We start from the raw sequence: 16,106 nt of genomic DNA on the forward strand, positions 1-16,106 counted from the left end.
GTTGCAGCATTAGCCGTATTTGCCGTTATTAAACAGAAGATTAAACCCCTGTATGCTATTATTGCCATAGGAGTTTTTGCCTTGATAGATGTATTTGGCATTAACACGAAATACCTGAACGAAAACAATTACCAGGACGCTGCTGAATACGAAAATAATTTTACGCCTTCCCCTGCAGACCTGCAGATATTAAAAGATACCAGCTATTACAGGGTATTGAATGTTTCGCAAGGCATTTCGGCTGCATTTAACGGAGGTGCACTTAGTTCTTATTTCCACAAATCCATTGGGGGATACCATCCTGCCAAACTAAGTATTTATCAGGATTTAATAGAGCGCCAATTGTATAAATTCCCCAATTGTCTGCCCGTATTAAACATGTTGAATACGAAATATATAATTGTCCCCGATCAACAAAGCGGACAGCCAATGGTACAGCAGAATCCGGAAGCACTGGGGGCTGCCTGGCTGGTAAAGTCTTTGCAATTTAAAGAAACACCTGCCGCTATTATGGATGAACTAAGCAGTTTTAATCCCTCAGAAACAGCAGTACTTTATCAAAAAGACAAAAGCGCAATCGGTGCAATTCAATACGATAGCACTGCCAGCATTCAACTGGTAAAAGCAGAAAACGATCAGATGAGTTATGCTTCCAATGCTTCAACGAATCAGTTTGCTGTTTTCAGTGAAGTTTTCTATGATGCAGGATGGAAAGCTTATGTTGACGACAAGGAAACCCCCATCTTTCAAACCAATTATGTTTTAAGAGGTATTCAGGTTCCTGCCGGCAAACATACTATTCAGTTCCGTTTTGAACCAGCTTCCTATTCGATTGGATTAAAGGCAGCCATGGGATCTTCGGCAATTATCTGGTTATTGCTTTTGGGAGCAACAGTAGGCGCTATTAGAAAACCTAAGAAAGCCTGATGAGAGTACCCAAGGTTTTGGGCATTGTTTCTTTTAAAGTATTTCCTGCCCATATGGGTGGACAGCAATACATTGTTCATTATTACCAATCGCTTGCTCAATACGGCAAAGTAATTTTGGCTGTTTCCAGCGATAATCAGGTATTAGCGGCGGATAAATCTGATAAGGATGATGCTACGAATGCCATGTCTGTCTATCCTATTTTATTTAATCACTGGCAGGGCTGGAAGAATCTACTTCGATTAAAAGACCTGATTCAGCTGATCCGTAAAGAAGAAATAGAATGGACTGTGATTGACCATAGTTATTTTGGATGGCTGGGATTCTTATTACGTGTATTTACTGGTAAAAAGTTTCTCATCAAATCTGCTAATATTGAAGCCAACCGATTTAAGGAGATGGGGAGAAAAGGCTGGAGACTCTATCAATGGTATGAAAAGAAAGTACATCAGCTGGCTAATTTCAGTTTTTTCATATCTGAAACAGACAGAGCATTTGCAATACAGCATTGGGGTCTGCCGCTACATAAAACAGGGGTAATTCCTTTTGGAACTTTTCGCAAAAAACCTGTTACCCCCGAACAAAGAGACGAATTAAAAAGGTCTTTATTGAATAAACACCAGTTAGCAGATAACACGATTTTATTTTTCTTTAATGGCACATTGGATTATATCCCTAATAAGAAAGCCATTTACGATATTATACAAGAGCTGATTCCAACATTGAACAAATCGTCACTTACCTATAAAATCATTATCAGTGGCGTTCAGATTGAGAGGGATTTATTATCCCATATTTCCAAGTGCCCCGAGATTATTTATGAAGGATTTGTTCAGGATATTCAGGCTTATTACGCTGCAACGGATTGTTTTATTTGTCCGGTTAGTTTGGGCGCAGGAGTAAAAACCAAACTCATTGATGCATTGGCATCAGGTCTGCCGGTAATTGCTTTTGAGAAAAGCGCTGAAGGCATTTCCAGCTTACCGCTGAATAAACAATTGACCCGTATCAGTAATTTCAACTGGAATTTATTTTCCGAATCCATGATCAGGTTTTCTGAATTAAAAAGAGAGCAAGAAACGGTTTCAGCTGAATTCTATAAAGAATACCATTGGGACCATATAGTTCAGGAATCCATTTTATCTTTACCAAAATGAATCACCAGCAGCCTGAAATATCCATTGTCATCTGTACATACAACCGGGCCGTTTATCTTCCGGAAGCATTGGGCAGTTTATACAATCAGACAATCGGCAAGAATCAATTTGAAGTTATTGTGGTAAACAATAATTCAACGGATGATACGGAGAAAGTCTGCAAGGCATTTATTGAAACATATTCCGATGGTCGGTTTTATTATACCAATGAACCGCAACAGGGAGCTTCTTTCGCCCGAAACACAGGGGCTGTGATGGCCAAAGGAGAATTACTGTGTTTTATGGACGATGATGCCATTGCAAAACCAGATTACCTTGCCATGATTCTTGCGTTTTTTTCAGAACATCCGGATGCTGGTGGACTAGGTGGCAGAATTATCCCACGCTATATTCCCGAAGAGCCCAAATGGATGAGTCATTTTGTTTCCTCGCTAGTGGGCAATTTTGACTACAGCAAAGAAGTTTGTGTATTCAGTCCGAATAAATACCCCCTGGAATCGAATATGATTATTAAGAAATCGGATTTTGATCAGGTAAAGGGATTTAATACAGCACTACCTGGAGTAAAAGGCACCCTTAGAATTGGCGGGGAGGGAAAGGAATTTTTTCTCAAGTTAAAAGCCATTGGCAGAACCATTTATTACCATCCTGATGTAGTGGTAGAACATGTTGTAGAAACCCAAAAGCTTACGCCTGAATACATGTACAGGGTTGCCAGTGGCATTGGCAGAGGAGAAAGAGTAAGGACCCTTGAAATCAGCCAATCTAGCTATTGGTTAAAAGTAGCCGAATACCTTTTTAAATTAGGTGCCTCTTTTGTTTTGGCTTTCACTTATTTACTACAAGGACATCCTGCCAAAATGAAGCCGGTTATTCAATTCAGAATTGATGCACTGAAGGGCTTACTGGGTTACTAAAAATATCCAATAACTTAATTTTTAGCAAGCATTCTTCTGAAATGCTTGCTAAAAAACAAGATTTGGTAGTCAATGGCATTTTCCCAATATTTCCAATCGTGATTACCGGGTCTTTCTGTATACTCATGTGCAATTTTAAGCTTCTGCATTTTTTCATGAACGGCTCTGTTCATAGGCAACACCCTGTCTTCTATACCGCAGTCAATTAATATGGCCAGTGAATCAGCGGGTTTTTGTTCAATTGCATTCAACACACTCCAGTCGTTCCAGTATTTTTTATTGATGAGTGTATCACCCAATATTTTCTCAACCCCATACCCCTGACGAATAACCGTTACGTGCAAAGCTCCGCTCATACTGCCTGCGCCACTGAAATTGTCTGCATGTCTGAATCCTAGAAACAAAGAACCATGCCCACCCATGCTGAGTCCGGCTAATACCCTTCCCTTTCTATTGGGTATGGTTTTGTAATGCTGATCAATATAGGCCGGAAGCTCTTTGGCCACAAAGCTTTCATACCTGAAATTACTATCAACAGGACTATCAAAATACCAGCTGGTAACCGCTCCGTCAGGACAAACAATCACCATCTGGTATTGATCTGCCAAAGCTTTTATATGAGGCACACGGGTAATCCAGTTTCTATAGCTCCCTCCTGCTCCATGTAATAAATAAACAACCGGAAAATTTTGCTTTGCAGTCTGATAACCCGAAGGCAGAATAATAACAGCAGGAATATTCTTTTTCATGGATTTACTGGGTACCATCAACGTATCCACATCTGCCGAAAACCCATTGAGTCCCATTAAAAGAAAAGAGAGGATTATAACAAGCTTTTTCATTGTGTATGTTTTATTTAATTCTTCTGTTGTGCATGCTGCATCGGATTCATACCGGAAGACTGTCCTCTTCCTCTGCCTGCTCCCCCTTTAAATAAACTGAACTTGGAAGGTTCTTCTACCACGCCATTCGGCCATCTGTTATTAGACTCATCAATATCAGCTGTTTCTTTTAATGGATCCAACTGAATAGATACAGCTTTCTTTTGTGTCATAAACAGTTTGGTTACTTTCTGTTCATTCTTTCTCCATATCTGTGCTGGGATTTTTTCGGTTTCCTTGGTTCCATCTTCAAAGGTGAATTCTACGATGATTGGCATTACAAGACCTCCCTTATTTGCAAAACTGATTTCATACAGATGAACATTTTCATAAGCAGACAATGCATCCCCTGATAAAGGTTCCGGCGTATTCATTACCGGTGCGGGATATTTAAAACTGGAATCATAAGGCTCTAGTCCTCGGGTATATCTCCAGTAGAAATCTCTTAAACTGGTATCTGCATCGGTGTAGAAAATAATGCTCTTATCATTTCTGTTCCGCTGCTTGGAGATATCATCAAAAGCTGCAGCGCCGCTGAATAATGGCTTGTCAAGACTGCGCATTGCAGGCGCTCCGGTTCTTGGCGCAACTGCTGCAGGCTGTTTGTTTACCACCGCATGCTTTACTCCTTCTATGGCAATATCACAGGGTTCAATGCTATAGAACCAGCCTCTCCAGAACCAGTCCAGGTCTTCTGCACTGGCATCTTCCATGGTTCGGAATAAGTCTGCAGGGGTTGGATGCTTAAATGCCCATCTTCTGGCATATTCCTTAAATGCATAATCAAATAATTCCCTGCCCATGATGGTCTCTCTTAAAATATTCAGACCAGTAGCAGGCTTAGCATAGGCATTGGGACCAAATTGAATAATATTGTCGCTGTTGGTCATGATAGGTTCCAGCTGATCTTTGGGCAAGCGCATATAGTCGGTAATCAGACGTGCAGGACCACGACGACTGGGGTATTTGTTATCCCATTCTTCTTCCGTTAAAAACTGAACGAATGTGTTCAAGCCTTCATCCATCCAGCTCCACTGACGCTCATCGCTGTTCACAATCATTGGGAAGAAATTATGTCCCACTTCGTGAATAATCACGCCAATCATTCCATACTTGGTAGCTTCCGCATAAGATCCGTCTTTATTGGTTCTTCCGTTGTTGAAACAAATCATTGGATACTCCATTCCATTAGATGCTTCAATACTCTGTGCTACGGGATAAGGATAAGGGATGGAAAATTTAGAATAGGTTTTAATAGTATGGGCTACGGCTTTGGTAGAGTATTTACGATACAATCCGTAGGCTTCTTTTGGATATCCGCTCATGCACATAACTTTCTTTCCTTCTATATATACTGGCATGGCATCCCAGATATATCTGCGGCTAGATGTCCAGGCAAAATCTCTTACATTCTCTGCCTTGTAGATCCATGTTTTGGTTTTGGAAGATTTGCCGGTTGATCTTTGATTGGCTTCTTCCAGTGTTGCCACTTCTACTGGCTCCTTGCTTGTTTGTGCCTGATTCCAGCGACTTAACTGTGCGGGAGTTAAAACCTGTGCATAGTTCTGACAAACGCCGGTACTAAGCACGATATGATCTGAAGGTACGGTTAAGGTAACATCATAGTTGCCGAATGTCAATGCAAATTCTCCTCTTCCGGAAAACTGCTGATTCTGCCAACCCTGAAAATCGCTGTACACACATAAACGGGGAAACCACTGTGCCATGGTAAACAAATGATTTCCATCTTCCAGCATTTCATATCCACCTCTTCCGGCAAAAGTCATTCTGTCGGAAATCTTATAGCTCCAATCTACATTGAATGCAAATTTCTGACCGGGTTTCAATGGGGCTGGCAATTCAACCCGCATCATCGTTTTGTTGATAAAGTATTTCAATGGTTTACCCATTGCATCGGTTAGCCTGGAAATTTTATGGCCATACCCATTGTCGGTTTTTGCCGCAGCCAGCTTATCCAGTTGATTGGTATTAATGGCATTTTCCAGATAGGATGCATCCTGGTAATTGGCATTGTTTACGGTGCTATGCTGATTTTCATCTAGCTGCAGCCATAAATACGTTAATACATCAGGAGAATTGTTATAATAGGTGATGGTTTCTGTTCCGGTTAAACTAAGTTTTGACTCATCCAGTGTGGCTTTAATTACGTAATCAGCACGTTGTTGCCAATACTTGGGGCCTGGTGCTCCGCTGGCTGTTCTGTATTCATTGGGGGTTGGTAAAATGGTACCCAACTGCTCAAACTTATTCCCATGATTAGATGTGGGATTGTTCATGATGTTTTGCGCCTGTGTTAAATACACAGATAAAATAGCAAAAGCAAGCGTCAAAAATTTCTTCATACAATTGTTTTTATGCATAGCTATAGCAGGGCTAAAATACAAAATGCCACCCGAATTTAAGCAGGTGGCATTGTATATTGTTTTAAGCTATGTATTAGTTGGATTTCTGCATAGCGTTTTGCATTGGATTCGCACCGCTGGATTGACCACGGCTTCTTCCGGCAGCACCCTTGAATAAGCTAAACTTGCTCGGTTCAGGAGCTACGCCATTTTTAGGCCAAACATTATTTCCTTCATTAATGTCCGCAGTTTCTCTCATTGGATCAAGCTTGATATGCTTGGCTTTTTTAGTAGTCATGAAGAGCTTGGTTACTTTCTGTTCATTCTTTCTCCAGATCTGAGCAGGAATTTTTTCCATTTCAGTGGTTCCGTCTTCAAAAGTAAACTCTACAATAATCGGCATAACCAATCCCCCCTTATTAGAGAAAGTAACTTCATACAGATTTACATTCTGGTATTTGGCTTTCTCTTCTGCGGTTAATTCTGCTGGAGCTGTGAAACTAGGCACTGGTACTCGGGTTACGGAATCGTATGGTTCCAATCCACGGGTGTATCTCCAGTAGAAATCTCTTAAGCTGGTATCTGCATCTGTAAGGAATATGATGCTTTTATCATTTCTGTTTCGCTGTTTTGAAATATCATCAAAAGCAGCAGCACCACTGAATAATGGCTTGGCCAAAGGCATTGTTTGTGTGGATGCCTGAGGAACGTTCGGCTTTGCATCAGGGTTCATTACCGCGTGCTTTACAGTATCAATGGCTATATCCACCGGATCAATACCATAGAACCAACCTCTCCAGAACCAATCCAGGTCTTCTGCACTGGCATCTTCCATGGTACGGAATAAGTCTGCCGGAGTTGGATGTTTGAATGCCCATCTGCGAGAATATTCTTTGAATGCATAATCAAATAATTCTCTGCCCATAATGGTTTCACGAAGAATATTTAAACCGGTTGCAGGCTTTGTATAAGCATTGGGGCCAAACAGAATAATATTTTCACTATTCGTCATAATAGGTTCCAATTGCTCTTTAGGCAAACGCATATATCCGGCAATACCCCAGGCCGGGCCACCTCTTGAAGGATATTTGTTATCGAACAATTCCTCTGTCAGGTACTGAACAAAACTGTTGATACCTTCATCCATCCAGCTCCACTGACGCTCGTCACTGTTAACAATCATTGGGAAGAAATTATGACCCACTTCATGAACAATTACTCCAATCATACCAATTTTAGTTTGCTCGCTGTAAGAACCGTCCTTATTGGTTCTTCCATTATTAAAGCAAATCATTGGATATTCCATTCCGTTGGAAGCCTCAATGCTTTGCGCAACAGGATATGGATAAGGAATAGAGAATTTAGAATAAGATTTGATAGTATGTGCTACCACTTTGGTTGAAAACTTTCTATACAAACCATAAGCTTCTTTAGGGTATCCGCTCATGCACATGATTTTTTTACCCTCTACGTACACAGGCATTGCATCCCAGATATATCTGCGGCTGGAAGTCCAGGCAAAATCTCTTACATTTTCTGCTTTATATATCCATGTTTTCTTCTGCGTGCTTTTTGAACCTTCTTTGGCTTTTGCTTCCTCTAAAGTGGCAATTTCAACCGGCTCTTTAGCAGTTTGAGCCTGATTCCATCTGGCCATCTGCGCTGGTGTTAAAACCTGTGCATAGTTCTGACAAACACCGGTACTCAATACTATATGGTCTGCAGGTAAAGTAATGGTTACATCATAATTACCAAAAGCCAAAGCAAACTCCCCTCTTCCGGTAAACTGTTGGTTCTGCCAACCCTGATAGTCGCTATAAACGCACAAACGTGGGAACCACTGTGCCATGGTAAATAAATTATTACCATCTTCCAGGGTTTCATATCCACCTCTTCCGCCTTCCACCATTCTATTGGTTATTTTATAACTCCAGGCAACATTGAAAACAAATTTTTGACCTGGCTTTAGTGGTGTCGGTAAGTCAACACGCATCATGGTTCTGTTGATGGTGTATTTCAATGCCTTTCCGGTAATATCGGTTAGAGATGAAATAATATGACCGTTCCCATTGTCTTTCTTTGCATTAGCCATATTGTCGAGCTGACTGGTCGTAAGCTGACGGGGCATGGTGGATGCATCCTGGTAATTAGCGTTGTTTTTGGAACTATGCTCGTTTTCGTCTAGTTGTAACCATAAATAAGTTAATACATCCGGAGAATTATTAAAATAGGTAATGGTTTCCGTGCCCTTTAATTTCAGATTGGCTTCATCCAATTCTGCCTTAATAACATAGTCTGCTCTTTGTTGCCAATACTTTGGACCGGGCGCACCACTTGCAGTCCGGTATTCATTAGGGGTTGGCAAGATTGTTCCTAACTGTTCAAATTTGTTCCCATGATTAGACGTGGGATTGTTCATGATGTTTTGAGCCTGTGTGCGGGAAGCAAACAGGGCAACTACCATGAACAGCGCAACTTTTTTCATAATTGAGTTGGTTTATTAAAAGGGTAATCTTTCTAATGCCATTTGCAAGGCGATGGCAAATATTCCTCCGGAAATATATAATAAATATTCCCTTCGGTTTATTTTAAAAAGCTGAACGAATATAAGTGAAATAAAAAGAATAGCGAGTACGATTACCAGCTGCCCTGCCTCCAGACCCAGATTAAAGGCCAATAATTCCGGAACGATATTCCCCTCTTTACTTAGCAGGCTTTTCAGGTAATTACTAAAGCCCAAACCGTGAATTAATCCGAAAAAAGCAGCAAAAAAATAAATCAGCGGGAATTTGGCCTTGTACACAAATTTCTTAACGAAAACATTGCTGAAGGCGGTAATTACAATAGTAACCGGAATCAGAAATTCAATCCAGTTAACAGAATAATTAACAATATTGAACACACTCAAGGCAAGCGTAATGGAATGCCCCAGGGTAAATGCGGTAACCAGCCAAAGTAGCTTTTTCCAATCGGCAAACTGATAGCGGATACAGAGTGCAGCAACAAAAAGGATATGGTCAATTCCATTTAAATCAGCAATATGCTCATACCCCATCTGGAAAAAAAGTCCAAAATCAATCATAGCAGCAATATAAATTAAAACCGACATTTGCCATAAATAAACTGGTTCAATGGCTACAATTTTTGTTCAATGGCTACTAACGGCTAGCCTTGCATTTATACACCCTTTCTATGTATCGGTGATTGAAATCAACCATAACGAAAAAGAAGCTACCGCTGAAATAAGCATTCGCATTTTTACCGACGATCTGGAAAAAACGCTCCAAAAACAATCAACGGCTACCATTGATATCATTAAACCCACCAACAAAGCCTTTATAGATCAGCAAATCAGTCAGTATATTGGAAAAACCTTACAACTCAAAATCAATGGGAAGCCGGTAAAATTCAACTATGTTGGTTACGAAATTATAAGGGAAAGCGTATGGTCTTACTTTGAAGTGGAGCAAGTAAAAGAAATGAACACCGTAGATATCAATTGTTCAATCCTTCATGACTACGAAACCAGCCAGATTAATCTTTTTCATGTAAAAAGTAAGGGGACTCAGAAAAGCTATAAACTAGATTACCCGCAAAAAAACACCCAGTTCAGCTTTTAATCATTGGGAATCAGTGGCTCGCTTGACGTAACAAGGACTTTGTCAATCCGGTGATTGTCCATATCTACAATTTCGAAGGTAAAGGATTCCCATTCCAGTGTTTCACCCGTCTTAGGAATGCGCTCCAAATGATGAATGATAAAACCGGCCAGGGTATTGAAATCCTGTTCCCATTTCTCCATCCACTCCGTTTTATCAAACTTACTCAGGAAGTCATAGAAAGGAATCTGGGCATCAATCAGGTAAGAGCCATCTGCTCTCTCAATAATTTCATACGCTTCATCTTCTTCCTGCGGAATATCACCAACAATGGCTTCCAGAATATCGTTCAAAGTCATCAGCCCCTGCACACTGCCATATTCGTCAACAATAAAACACTGATGAATTTTTGTTTGCTTGAATTTTTCCAATACCTGATACGCCGAATTATTTTCAGGCACATACATAGCTGGTTTCATAATGGAAAAAATAGTGGCTTCTGCATCTGCAGCAAATAAATCCTTAATAGATACAACTCCCTTAATATGGTCAATATCATCTTCGCAAACCGGATACACAGAATGGATCATATCCTGCAGCAGCCTTCTTACCTCTCCTACTTTTTTGTCTCCCTCTATCCATTCGATATCGCTTCTGTGCGTCATCAGAGAAGTAATATTCCGGTCACTTAAATGAAATACCCTTTCAATAATTTCCTGTTCCGCCTCTTCAATTGTCCCCTGCTCGGTACCCTCACTGATAATTGCCTTGATTTCTTCTTCCGTTACCTGATTCTCATTGGCTTTAATTCTCATCAGCTTAACAATAATATTAGAAGACTTTGACAATAACCAGATAAAAGGGAAAGTGACCCAACCGGCAAATCGCATAGGCCCTGCAACCGATTTGGCAATCCCTTCCGGATTGCTCAAACCAATTCTTTTGGGAACCAGCTCTCCCAGCACCAGGGATAAATAGGTTACAATTATCACAATGATGGTGGTGGCAATAGTACTGCTGTAAGTGGTCAAGGCAGGAAAGCCTTCGAGCCAGTTTGCCAAAGGTTCTTTGAATTTATCGCCGGAAAAAATACCAGTCAGAACCCCAATTAAAGTAATCCCTATTTGAACAGTAGATAGAAATGCATCCGGATGATTGGCCAGTTTAAGGGCTTTTGCCGCGTCTTCATCGCCCTTGGATGCCTGGGCTTCCAATCTGGCTTTCCGGGCAGACACCAGGGCTATTTCGGCCATGGAGAACAATCCATTCAGAATAATTAAAAAAAGAATTATAAAAAACTCTGTCATTTTGGTAAAATTAAGCAAAATTCACAAGTCTAAGGTTTCCCGTCTAAATCGATGATAATGTATCTGGGTGTTTCCCTCTCTCTTGTAGCAGGATTTAGGAAAGGCAAGGTTAATAAGGATACAGCAAACTGATCCCCTTCATGTATTACTTTGGCCTCTGGAAAAAGATGAGTAAACCGAGAAAGACTATCCTTACTTGTCAATACTTTTTCTGCAGGCAGAAATTCGTTCTTTGATGCTTTAAAAGGGAAAATATAACCAGCATAAAAATGAAGCGCGTTGCTGTTGTGAATGCCGTATAACTTCAATTCAGATTTTTCAAAGGGTTTCTGCTTTATAAATGCAGCTGCATCATTTCCCATTTGGAATTTCAGCAAATTTGGATAGAATGCAGAAGACAACAATAGATTAACCCCGATACCTGTAATAAAAAAAGGCATTAGAAAATCAAAGCCAGGTAACTTAATTTTTTTTATGGACAATACAAACAAAACAGCGCCAATAAGCAATAGAAGAATATATACAAAAGACTGTCCCGGGAAAACATAAGTAACAATAATCCCGGCAGCGATCCATAAAACAGAAAATATAAATCCATGCCAAACCAACATGGGTTTAATCCATTTGGGATATTGGTTCAATATTAAAAAATCATAGATGAATCTGGCAGTAAGTATGGCAGCCAGTGGATAAACTACAAAAATATAATGCGGTAGCTGTGCCTGACTTCTGGCTAACACAAAATAAGTCAAAACAAAACCTGCAAGTGTAATCAGCTCCTCCTGATGACCAATTTTAAACCGCTGAATAATTATTTTCCAGCAAGCTGTTAACAAAGCCAGCAAGAAAATAAATATCCAGGGAAGAAAGCTCCAGAACATGTTTTCGAGAAGAAAGGTAAAATGCCCCATTTCTTTATAAAAATTCTCTCCCGTATAACGCCCAAAGCTTTGTGTCCAGAAATAAAATTTCAAACCTGAATCTATGGGACTTCCATTAATTAATTTACCAGGTTGTAAATCGTATTGCTGATATAGCCCCCAACACATGGGCAATAATAAAACTGCAATAATTACAATACCCAATAAATACTCCCAGCGATAAAATTGCTTCCAGTTCCGCTGTGCAAAAAAATGCGCCGAAAAGGCCAACCCAGGAACCATTAATGCAACCGGGCCTTTGGTCATCATTCCACAGGCTATAAAAACAAAAGCGCCTATGAAATTTTTCCATTGCTGAGAACGAAACCACTCTGCCAGCTGCCAGATAGATAAAATTACCCAGCCCATCAGCATCGTGTCGGTTCTGATATCATGGCTGATTAAGAAAACAGCCTGTGAACTAGCAAGCACCATCACACTAATGCGGGCTATATCTTCATTATAAAAGATTCTTGCCAATTTACCTGTTGCATACAACCCTGCCAATAAAACCAAAATGGAAGGTATTCTGTAAGCCCAGTCAAAAATTCCAAATATTTTCATTGACAAAGCAGATAGCCAGAATAACAAAGGTGGCTTATCCAAATAATCCTGTCCCTGATCGAATATTTGCAGAAAACTATTCCGTTCAAGCATCTCCCGGCTGATGGATGCATACTGAGAAGCATCAATATCCATCAGAGGAATCATAACCGCCCCAAGACAATAAACCACCAGACAGGCAGCTATCACCAAATAATAAAATCGATTACTGATCATTTAGATTGATTTATACATTTCTCCTGGATGGATAGTTCCAGAAATCCTGTTGTGCCAGTATCCAGTACCCCATCCAATGAATGCTCCCAGTAATGCGCCAAAGAAAATGTCTAATGGATAATGTACGCCAACATATACCTGACCATAAGCAATTGTTGCTGCCCAGAACAACAAGAAATACTTCCATTTACCAATTAAACTTCCGATAGTTACAAATAAATATACTGCAAATCCAAAGTGATTCGTTGCGTGAGAAGAGGTAAAACTGTATCCCCCGGAACACCTGTTTAACAGCATTCTAATCTGATTCATCAGCAAAGGATCCCGGCAAGGTCTGGGTCTTTCAAAAAAAGGTTTAACCATACTACTACTTATCTGATCTGTTAAAACAATAGTAACAACAGCGAAAAGTATGAAAGGGAAAGCTTTTTTCCCGAAGTTCAAAATGGCAAATACCACTAAAAAAAGATAAAAGGGAACCCAGGTATTCCCTTCCCTATACCAGGGATAAAGGGAATCTAAAAAGGAATTCGTGTACCCTTTGTTCAAAAGTAGAAACAGTTCCTGATCGGCTTTTATGACTTTCTGTACCCAGTCTGCAGTTATGGTTATTGATGCCATCATACCGCAAAATAAGAAGAATATGCAGTTTTATTTTTTTTGCCGATATGACCACAGTCATAAAAGTTCGGATTTACGATAAATAGTTTTACATAAAATTTAGCATTATGAATATCAAACCAATTGCTTTTCTACTGATAGCTGCTAGTACATTAGCGGTTATTGCCTGTGGAGGCGGAGGCCAGAAAGTTGACTCATCAGCCAGCTCATCTCAGGAAGCCCCGGCAGCCACTGCATCTTCTCCTTCCGATTATGACCCAAAAAGAGGTGAAGGTAAATTTGACGCTTCCAATGTTACGGTTGGTCCTCTGGATCAGGCCATGGCTGCAAAAGGTGAATCAATTTCAGCAACCAAATGTAATTCATGTCATAAATTGACTGAAGAAAGACTGGTTGGTCCAGGCTGGAAAGGCGTAACAACCCGAAACGCCCCTCATTGGATTATGAACTTTATTACCAATCCGGATCCGATGATTGAGAAAGACCCTAAAGTACAGGCTCAATTAGAACTTTGCCTGGTTAGAATGCCTAATCAAAGCTTAACTGATACCGACGCCAGAGAAATATTGGAATTCATGCGCAAAAACGATGGCGCTAAATAAAATAAACAACTATGAAACTAATTCAATCAACCACAATTGCCGCTGTTCTTGCAGCTACAGCGTTATTTTCCTGCAAGCCAAAAAACTCAGGAAGCGCTGTTAGCGGAGACGCTGCTGCCAAAGCTTATGTAGCACCTGGTAAATACGATGAGTACTACAATTTTGTATCAGGTGGTTTCAGTGGCCAGATGAGCGTTTACGGTTTGCCCAGTGGCAGACTACTAAGAGTAATCCCGGTATTCTCTGTTGATCCTGAGAAAGGATGGGGATACAGCGAAGAAACCAAACCCATGCTTAACACTTCCAACGGTTTTGTTCCCTGGGACGATTTACACCATACTGAAATGAGCCAGACCAATGGCGAAATTGATGGTAAATGGGTGTTTGCCAATGGCAATAACACACCTCGTTTGGCAAGAATTGATTTAAAAACATTTAAAACTGCAGAAATTATTGAATTACCCAATTCTGCAGGTAACCACAGCTCCCCATTCGGAACAGAAAACTCTGAATACATTGTGGCAGGTACCCGTTTTAGTGTACCCTCCGATGATGAAAATGGAGATGTTCCTATCAATTCTTATAAAAAGAATTTCAAAGGTCATATATCCTTTGTGAGTGTGGCAAAGGAAACAGGCGAAATGAAGCTTGCTTTCCAATTAAAAACTCCTGGGGTAAACTTTGACCTGGCCAGAGCTGGCAAGGGCAAATCTCATGGATGGTTTTTCTTCAGCTGCTATAATACAGAACAGGCAAGTACTTTATTGGAAGTTAATGCTTCTCAGAAAGATAAAGACTTTATTATGGCTGTAAACTGGAAAAAAGCAGAAGAATACATTAAAGCCGGAAAAGGTAAAAAGTTAAAGCAAAATACGCACACAATAAATGGAATGAATCAACCCATTCTGCTACTTCTAAAATGGAAGAAGAAGTATTGGTGTTGGATGTAAAAGAGCTAAAAGACATTGTATACTTTATTCCTTGTCCTAAATCTCCTCATGGCTGTGATGTAGATCCTACCGGAGAATACATTGTTGGTTCTGGAAAATTAGCCGCTTTGATTCCTGTATTCAGCTTTGATAAAATTCAAAAGGCAATTGCTGATAAATCATATGATGGTGATTACGAAGGCATCCCTGTAATTAAGTATGATGCAGCATTGTACGGCGAAGTAAAAAAACCAGGTCTTGGACCTTTGCATACAGAGTTTGATGGTAAGGGTAATGCCTATACTTCATTCTTTGTTTCTTCAGAAGTTGTTAAATGGAATATCAAAGACTTAACTGTAGTAGATCGTGTTCCAACCTATTATTCTGTTGGTCACTTAAGTATCCCTGGTGGAAATACCAAAAAACCATCGCCTAAATACTTAGTTGCTTATAACAAAATAACCAAAGACAGATATTTACCAACTGGTCCTGAACTGGCCCAAAGTGCTCAGATTTATGATATCAGCGGAGACAAAATGCAATTGATTCTGGACTTTCCAACCATTGGAGAACCACACTATGCTCAATCTGCCCCTGCTGATGTAATCAGAAACAACGGACAGTTGAAAATTTACAAAATCGGAGAAAACAAACATCCTTATGTAACCGCAGGTGAAGCCAACGCAAAAGTGGTAAGAGAAGGTAATAAAGTGCATGTTTATATGAGTTCAATCCGTTCTCACTTTGCTCCGGATAATATTGAAGGTGTAAGAGTAGGTGATGAAGTGTATTTCCATGTAACCAATTTAGAACAAGACTGGGATGTGCCGCATGGCTTTGCAATAAAAGGTGCAGATAATGCTGAATTATTAATTATGCCTGGCGAAACCACCACTCTAAAGTGGATTCCTAAAAAAGCAGGTATGTATCCTATGTATTGTACCGACTTCTGTAGTGCATTGCACCAGGAAATGCAGGGTTATGTAAGGGTTTCCCCTGCAGGAAGCAATGTTCCGCTTAGCTTTAGTTTAGGCAAACCAGTTCCAGAATCTAAATAAGCTGGATTCTTTAAAAGGAGCAGGAAGTGAAAACCTACTGCTCCT

The 16,106-nt window shown here is 40.2% G+C and carries 14 protein-coding genes; 7 read left to right on the top strand and 7 right to left on the bottom strand.

The genetic code is table 11. From position 1 onward, the window contains the following. The 3 genes from P767_RS15960 to P767_RS0105190 all read left to right on the top strand — a co-directional run. A partial coding sequence (locus tag P767_RS15960; protein WP_172637514.1) for a YfhO family protein occupies nt 1-927 on the top strand: 927 nt, incomplete at its 5' end. Continuing rightward, nucleotides 927-2,084 (top strand): glycosyltransferase, encoded by a 1,158-nt coding sequence (locus P767_RS0105185; RefSeq protein ID WP_026763675.1) that lies wholly within the window; start codon nt 927-929, stop codon nt 2,082-2,084. The genes P767_RS15960 and P767_RS0105185, both read left to right, overlap by 1 nt. Then, nucleotides 2,081-3,001 (top strand): glycosyltransferase, encoded by a 921-nt coding sequence (locus P767_RS0105190; RefSeq protein WP_037351641.1) that lies wholly within the window; start codon nt 2,081-2,083, stop codon nt 2,999-3,001. The genes P767_RS0105185 and P767_RS0105190 overlap by 4 nt, the downstream gene beginning before the upstream one ends. Before the next feature lie 14 nt (nt 3,002-3,015). Here P767_RS0105190 and P767_RS0105195 read toward each other — a convergent pair whose 3' ends face one another. The 4 genes from P767_RS0105195 to P767_RS0105210 form a co-directional block, all read right to left on the bottom strand. Beyond that, nucleotides 3,016-3,843 carry an alpha/beta hydrolase gene (locus P767_RS0105195; RefSeq protein WP_026763677.1) on the bottom strand — a complete coding sequence of 276 codons (828 nt, stop codon included), beginning with the start codon at nt 3,841-3,843 and terminating at the stop codon, nt 3,016-3,018. Nucleotides 3,844-3,857: 14 nt separating this feature from the next. Further along, nucleotides 3,858-6,245 carry a M1 family metallopeptidase gene (locus P767_RS0105200; RefSeq protein ID WP_026763678.1) on the bottom strand — a complete coding sequence of 796 codons (2,388 nt, stop codon included), beginning with the start codon at nt 6,243-6,245 and terminating at the stop codon, nt 3,858-3,860. Nucleotides 6,246-6,339: 94 nt separating this feature from the next. Continuing rightward, nucleotides 6,340-8,730, bottom strand: a complete 2,391-nt coding sequence (locus P767_RS0105205) for a M1 family metallopeptidase (protein ID WP_026763679.1) — start codon at nt 8,728-8,730, stop codon at nt 6,340-6,342. A gap of 15 nt (nt 8,731-8,745) precedes the next feature. Beyond that, nucleotides 8,746-9,354 (bottom strand): HupE/UreJ family protein, encoded by a 609-nt coding sequence (locus P767_RS0105210; RefSeq protein ID WP_245586836.1) that lies wholly within the window; start codon nt 9,352-9,354, stop codon nt 8,746-8,748. A 22-nt stretch (nt 9,355-9,376) separates the two neighbouring features. On the opposite strand from P767_RS0105210, the gene P767_RS0105215 reads away from it, so the two are divergent. Beyond that, nucleotides 9,377-9,865 (top strand): DUF6702 family protein, encoded by a 489-nt coding sequence (locus tag P767_RS0105215; protein ID WP_026763681.1) that lies wholly within the window; start codon nt 9,377-9,379, stop codon nt 9,863-9,865. Here P767_RS0105215 and P767_RS0105220 read toward each other — a convergent pair. The 3 genes from P767_RS0105220 to P767_RS15965 are packed head-to-tail and all read right to left on the bottom strand — an operon-like array spanning nt 9,862 to nt 13,475. After that, complete coding sequence (locus P767_RS0105220; protein WP_026763682.1) at nt 9,862-11,151, bottom strand: hemolysin family protein; 1,290 nt, start codon at nt 11,149-11,151, stop codon at nt 9,862-9,864. The genes P767_RS0105215 and P767_RS0105220 overlap by 4 nt on opposite strands. A gap of 29 nt (nt 11,152-11,180) precedes the next feature. Beyond that, on the bottom strand, nt 11,181-12,851 hold the full coding sequence (locus P767_RS0105225) for an ArnT family glycosyltransferase (RefSeq protein WP_084799826.1): 1,671 nt from the start codon (nt 12,849-12,851) through the stop codon (nt 11,181-11,183). Beyond that, complete coding sequence (locus P767_RS15965; RefSeq protein ID WP_051417151.1) at nt 12,852-13,475, bottom strand: phosphatase PAP2 family protein; 624 nt, start codon at nt 13,473-13,475, stop codon at nt 12,852-12,854. It abuts the gene before it with no gap. A 104-nt stretch (nt 13,476-13,579) separates the two neighbouring features. Between P767_RS15965 and P767_RS0105235 the strand changes: the two genes are divergently transcribed. The 3 genes from P767_RS0105235 to P767_RS18790 are packed head-to-tail and all read left to right on the top strand — an operon-like array spanning nt 13,580 to nt 16,061. Next, nucleotides 13,580-14,074 carry a c-type cytochrome gene (locus P767_RS0105235; protein WP_157611378.1) on the top strand — a complete coding sequence of 165 codons (495 nt, stop codon included), beginning with the start codon at nt 13,580-13,582 and terminating at the stop codon, nt 14,072-14,074. An 11-nt stretch (nt 14,075-14,085) separates the two neighbouring features. Next, nucleotides 14,086-15,024: a hypothetical protein gene (locus P767_RS18785; RefSeq protein ID WP_245586837.1), complete on the top strand. Its 939-nt coding sequence runs from the start codon at nt 14,086-14,088 to the stop codon at nt 15,022-15,024. Then, a complete protein-coding gene (locus P767_RS18790) occupies nt 14,994-16,061 on the top strand; it encodes a hypothetical protein (protein ID WP_245586838.1) in 1,068 nt (355 codons plus the stop codon). Before P767_RS18785 ends, P767_RS18790 begins: the two co-directional genes overlap by 31 nt. The last annotated feature ends 45 nt before the right edge of the window (nt 16,062-16,106 follow it).

This window comes from Sediminibacterium salmoneum NBRC 103935 (assembly GCF_000511175.1).
GTDB classification, from domain to species: Bacteria; Bacteroidota; Bacteroidia; order Chitinophagales; family Chitinophagaceae; genus Sediminibacterium; species Sediminibacterium salmoneum.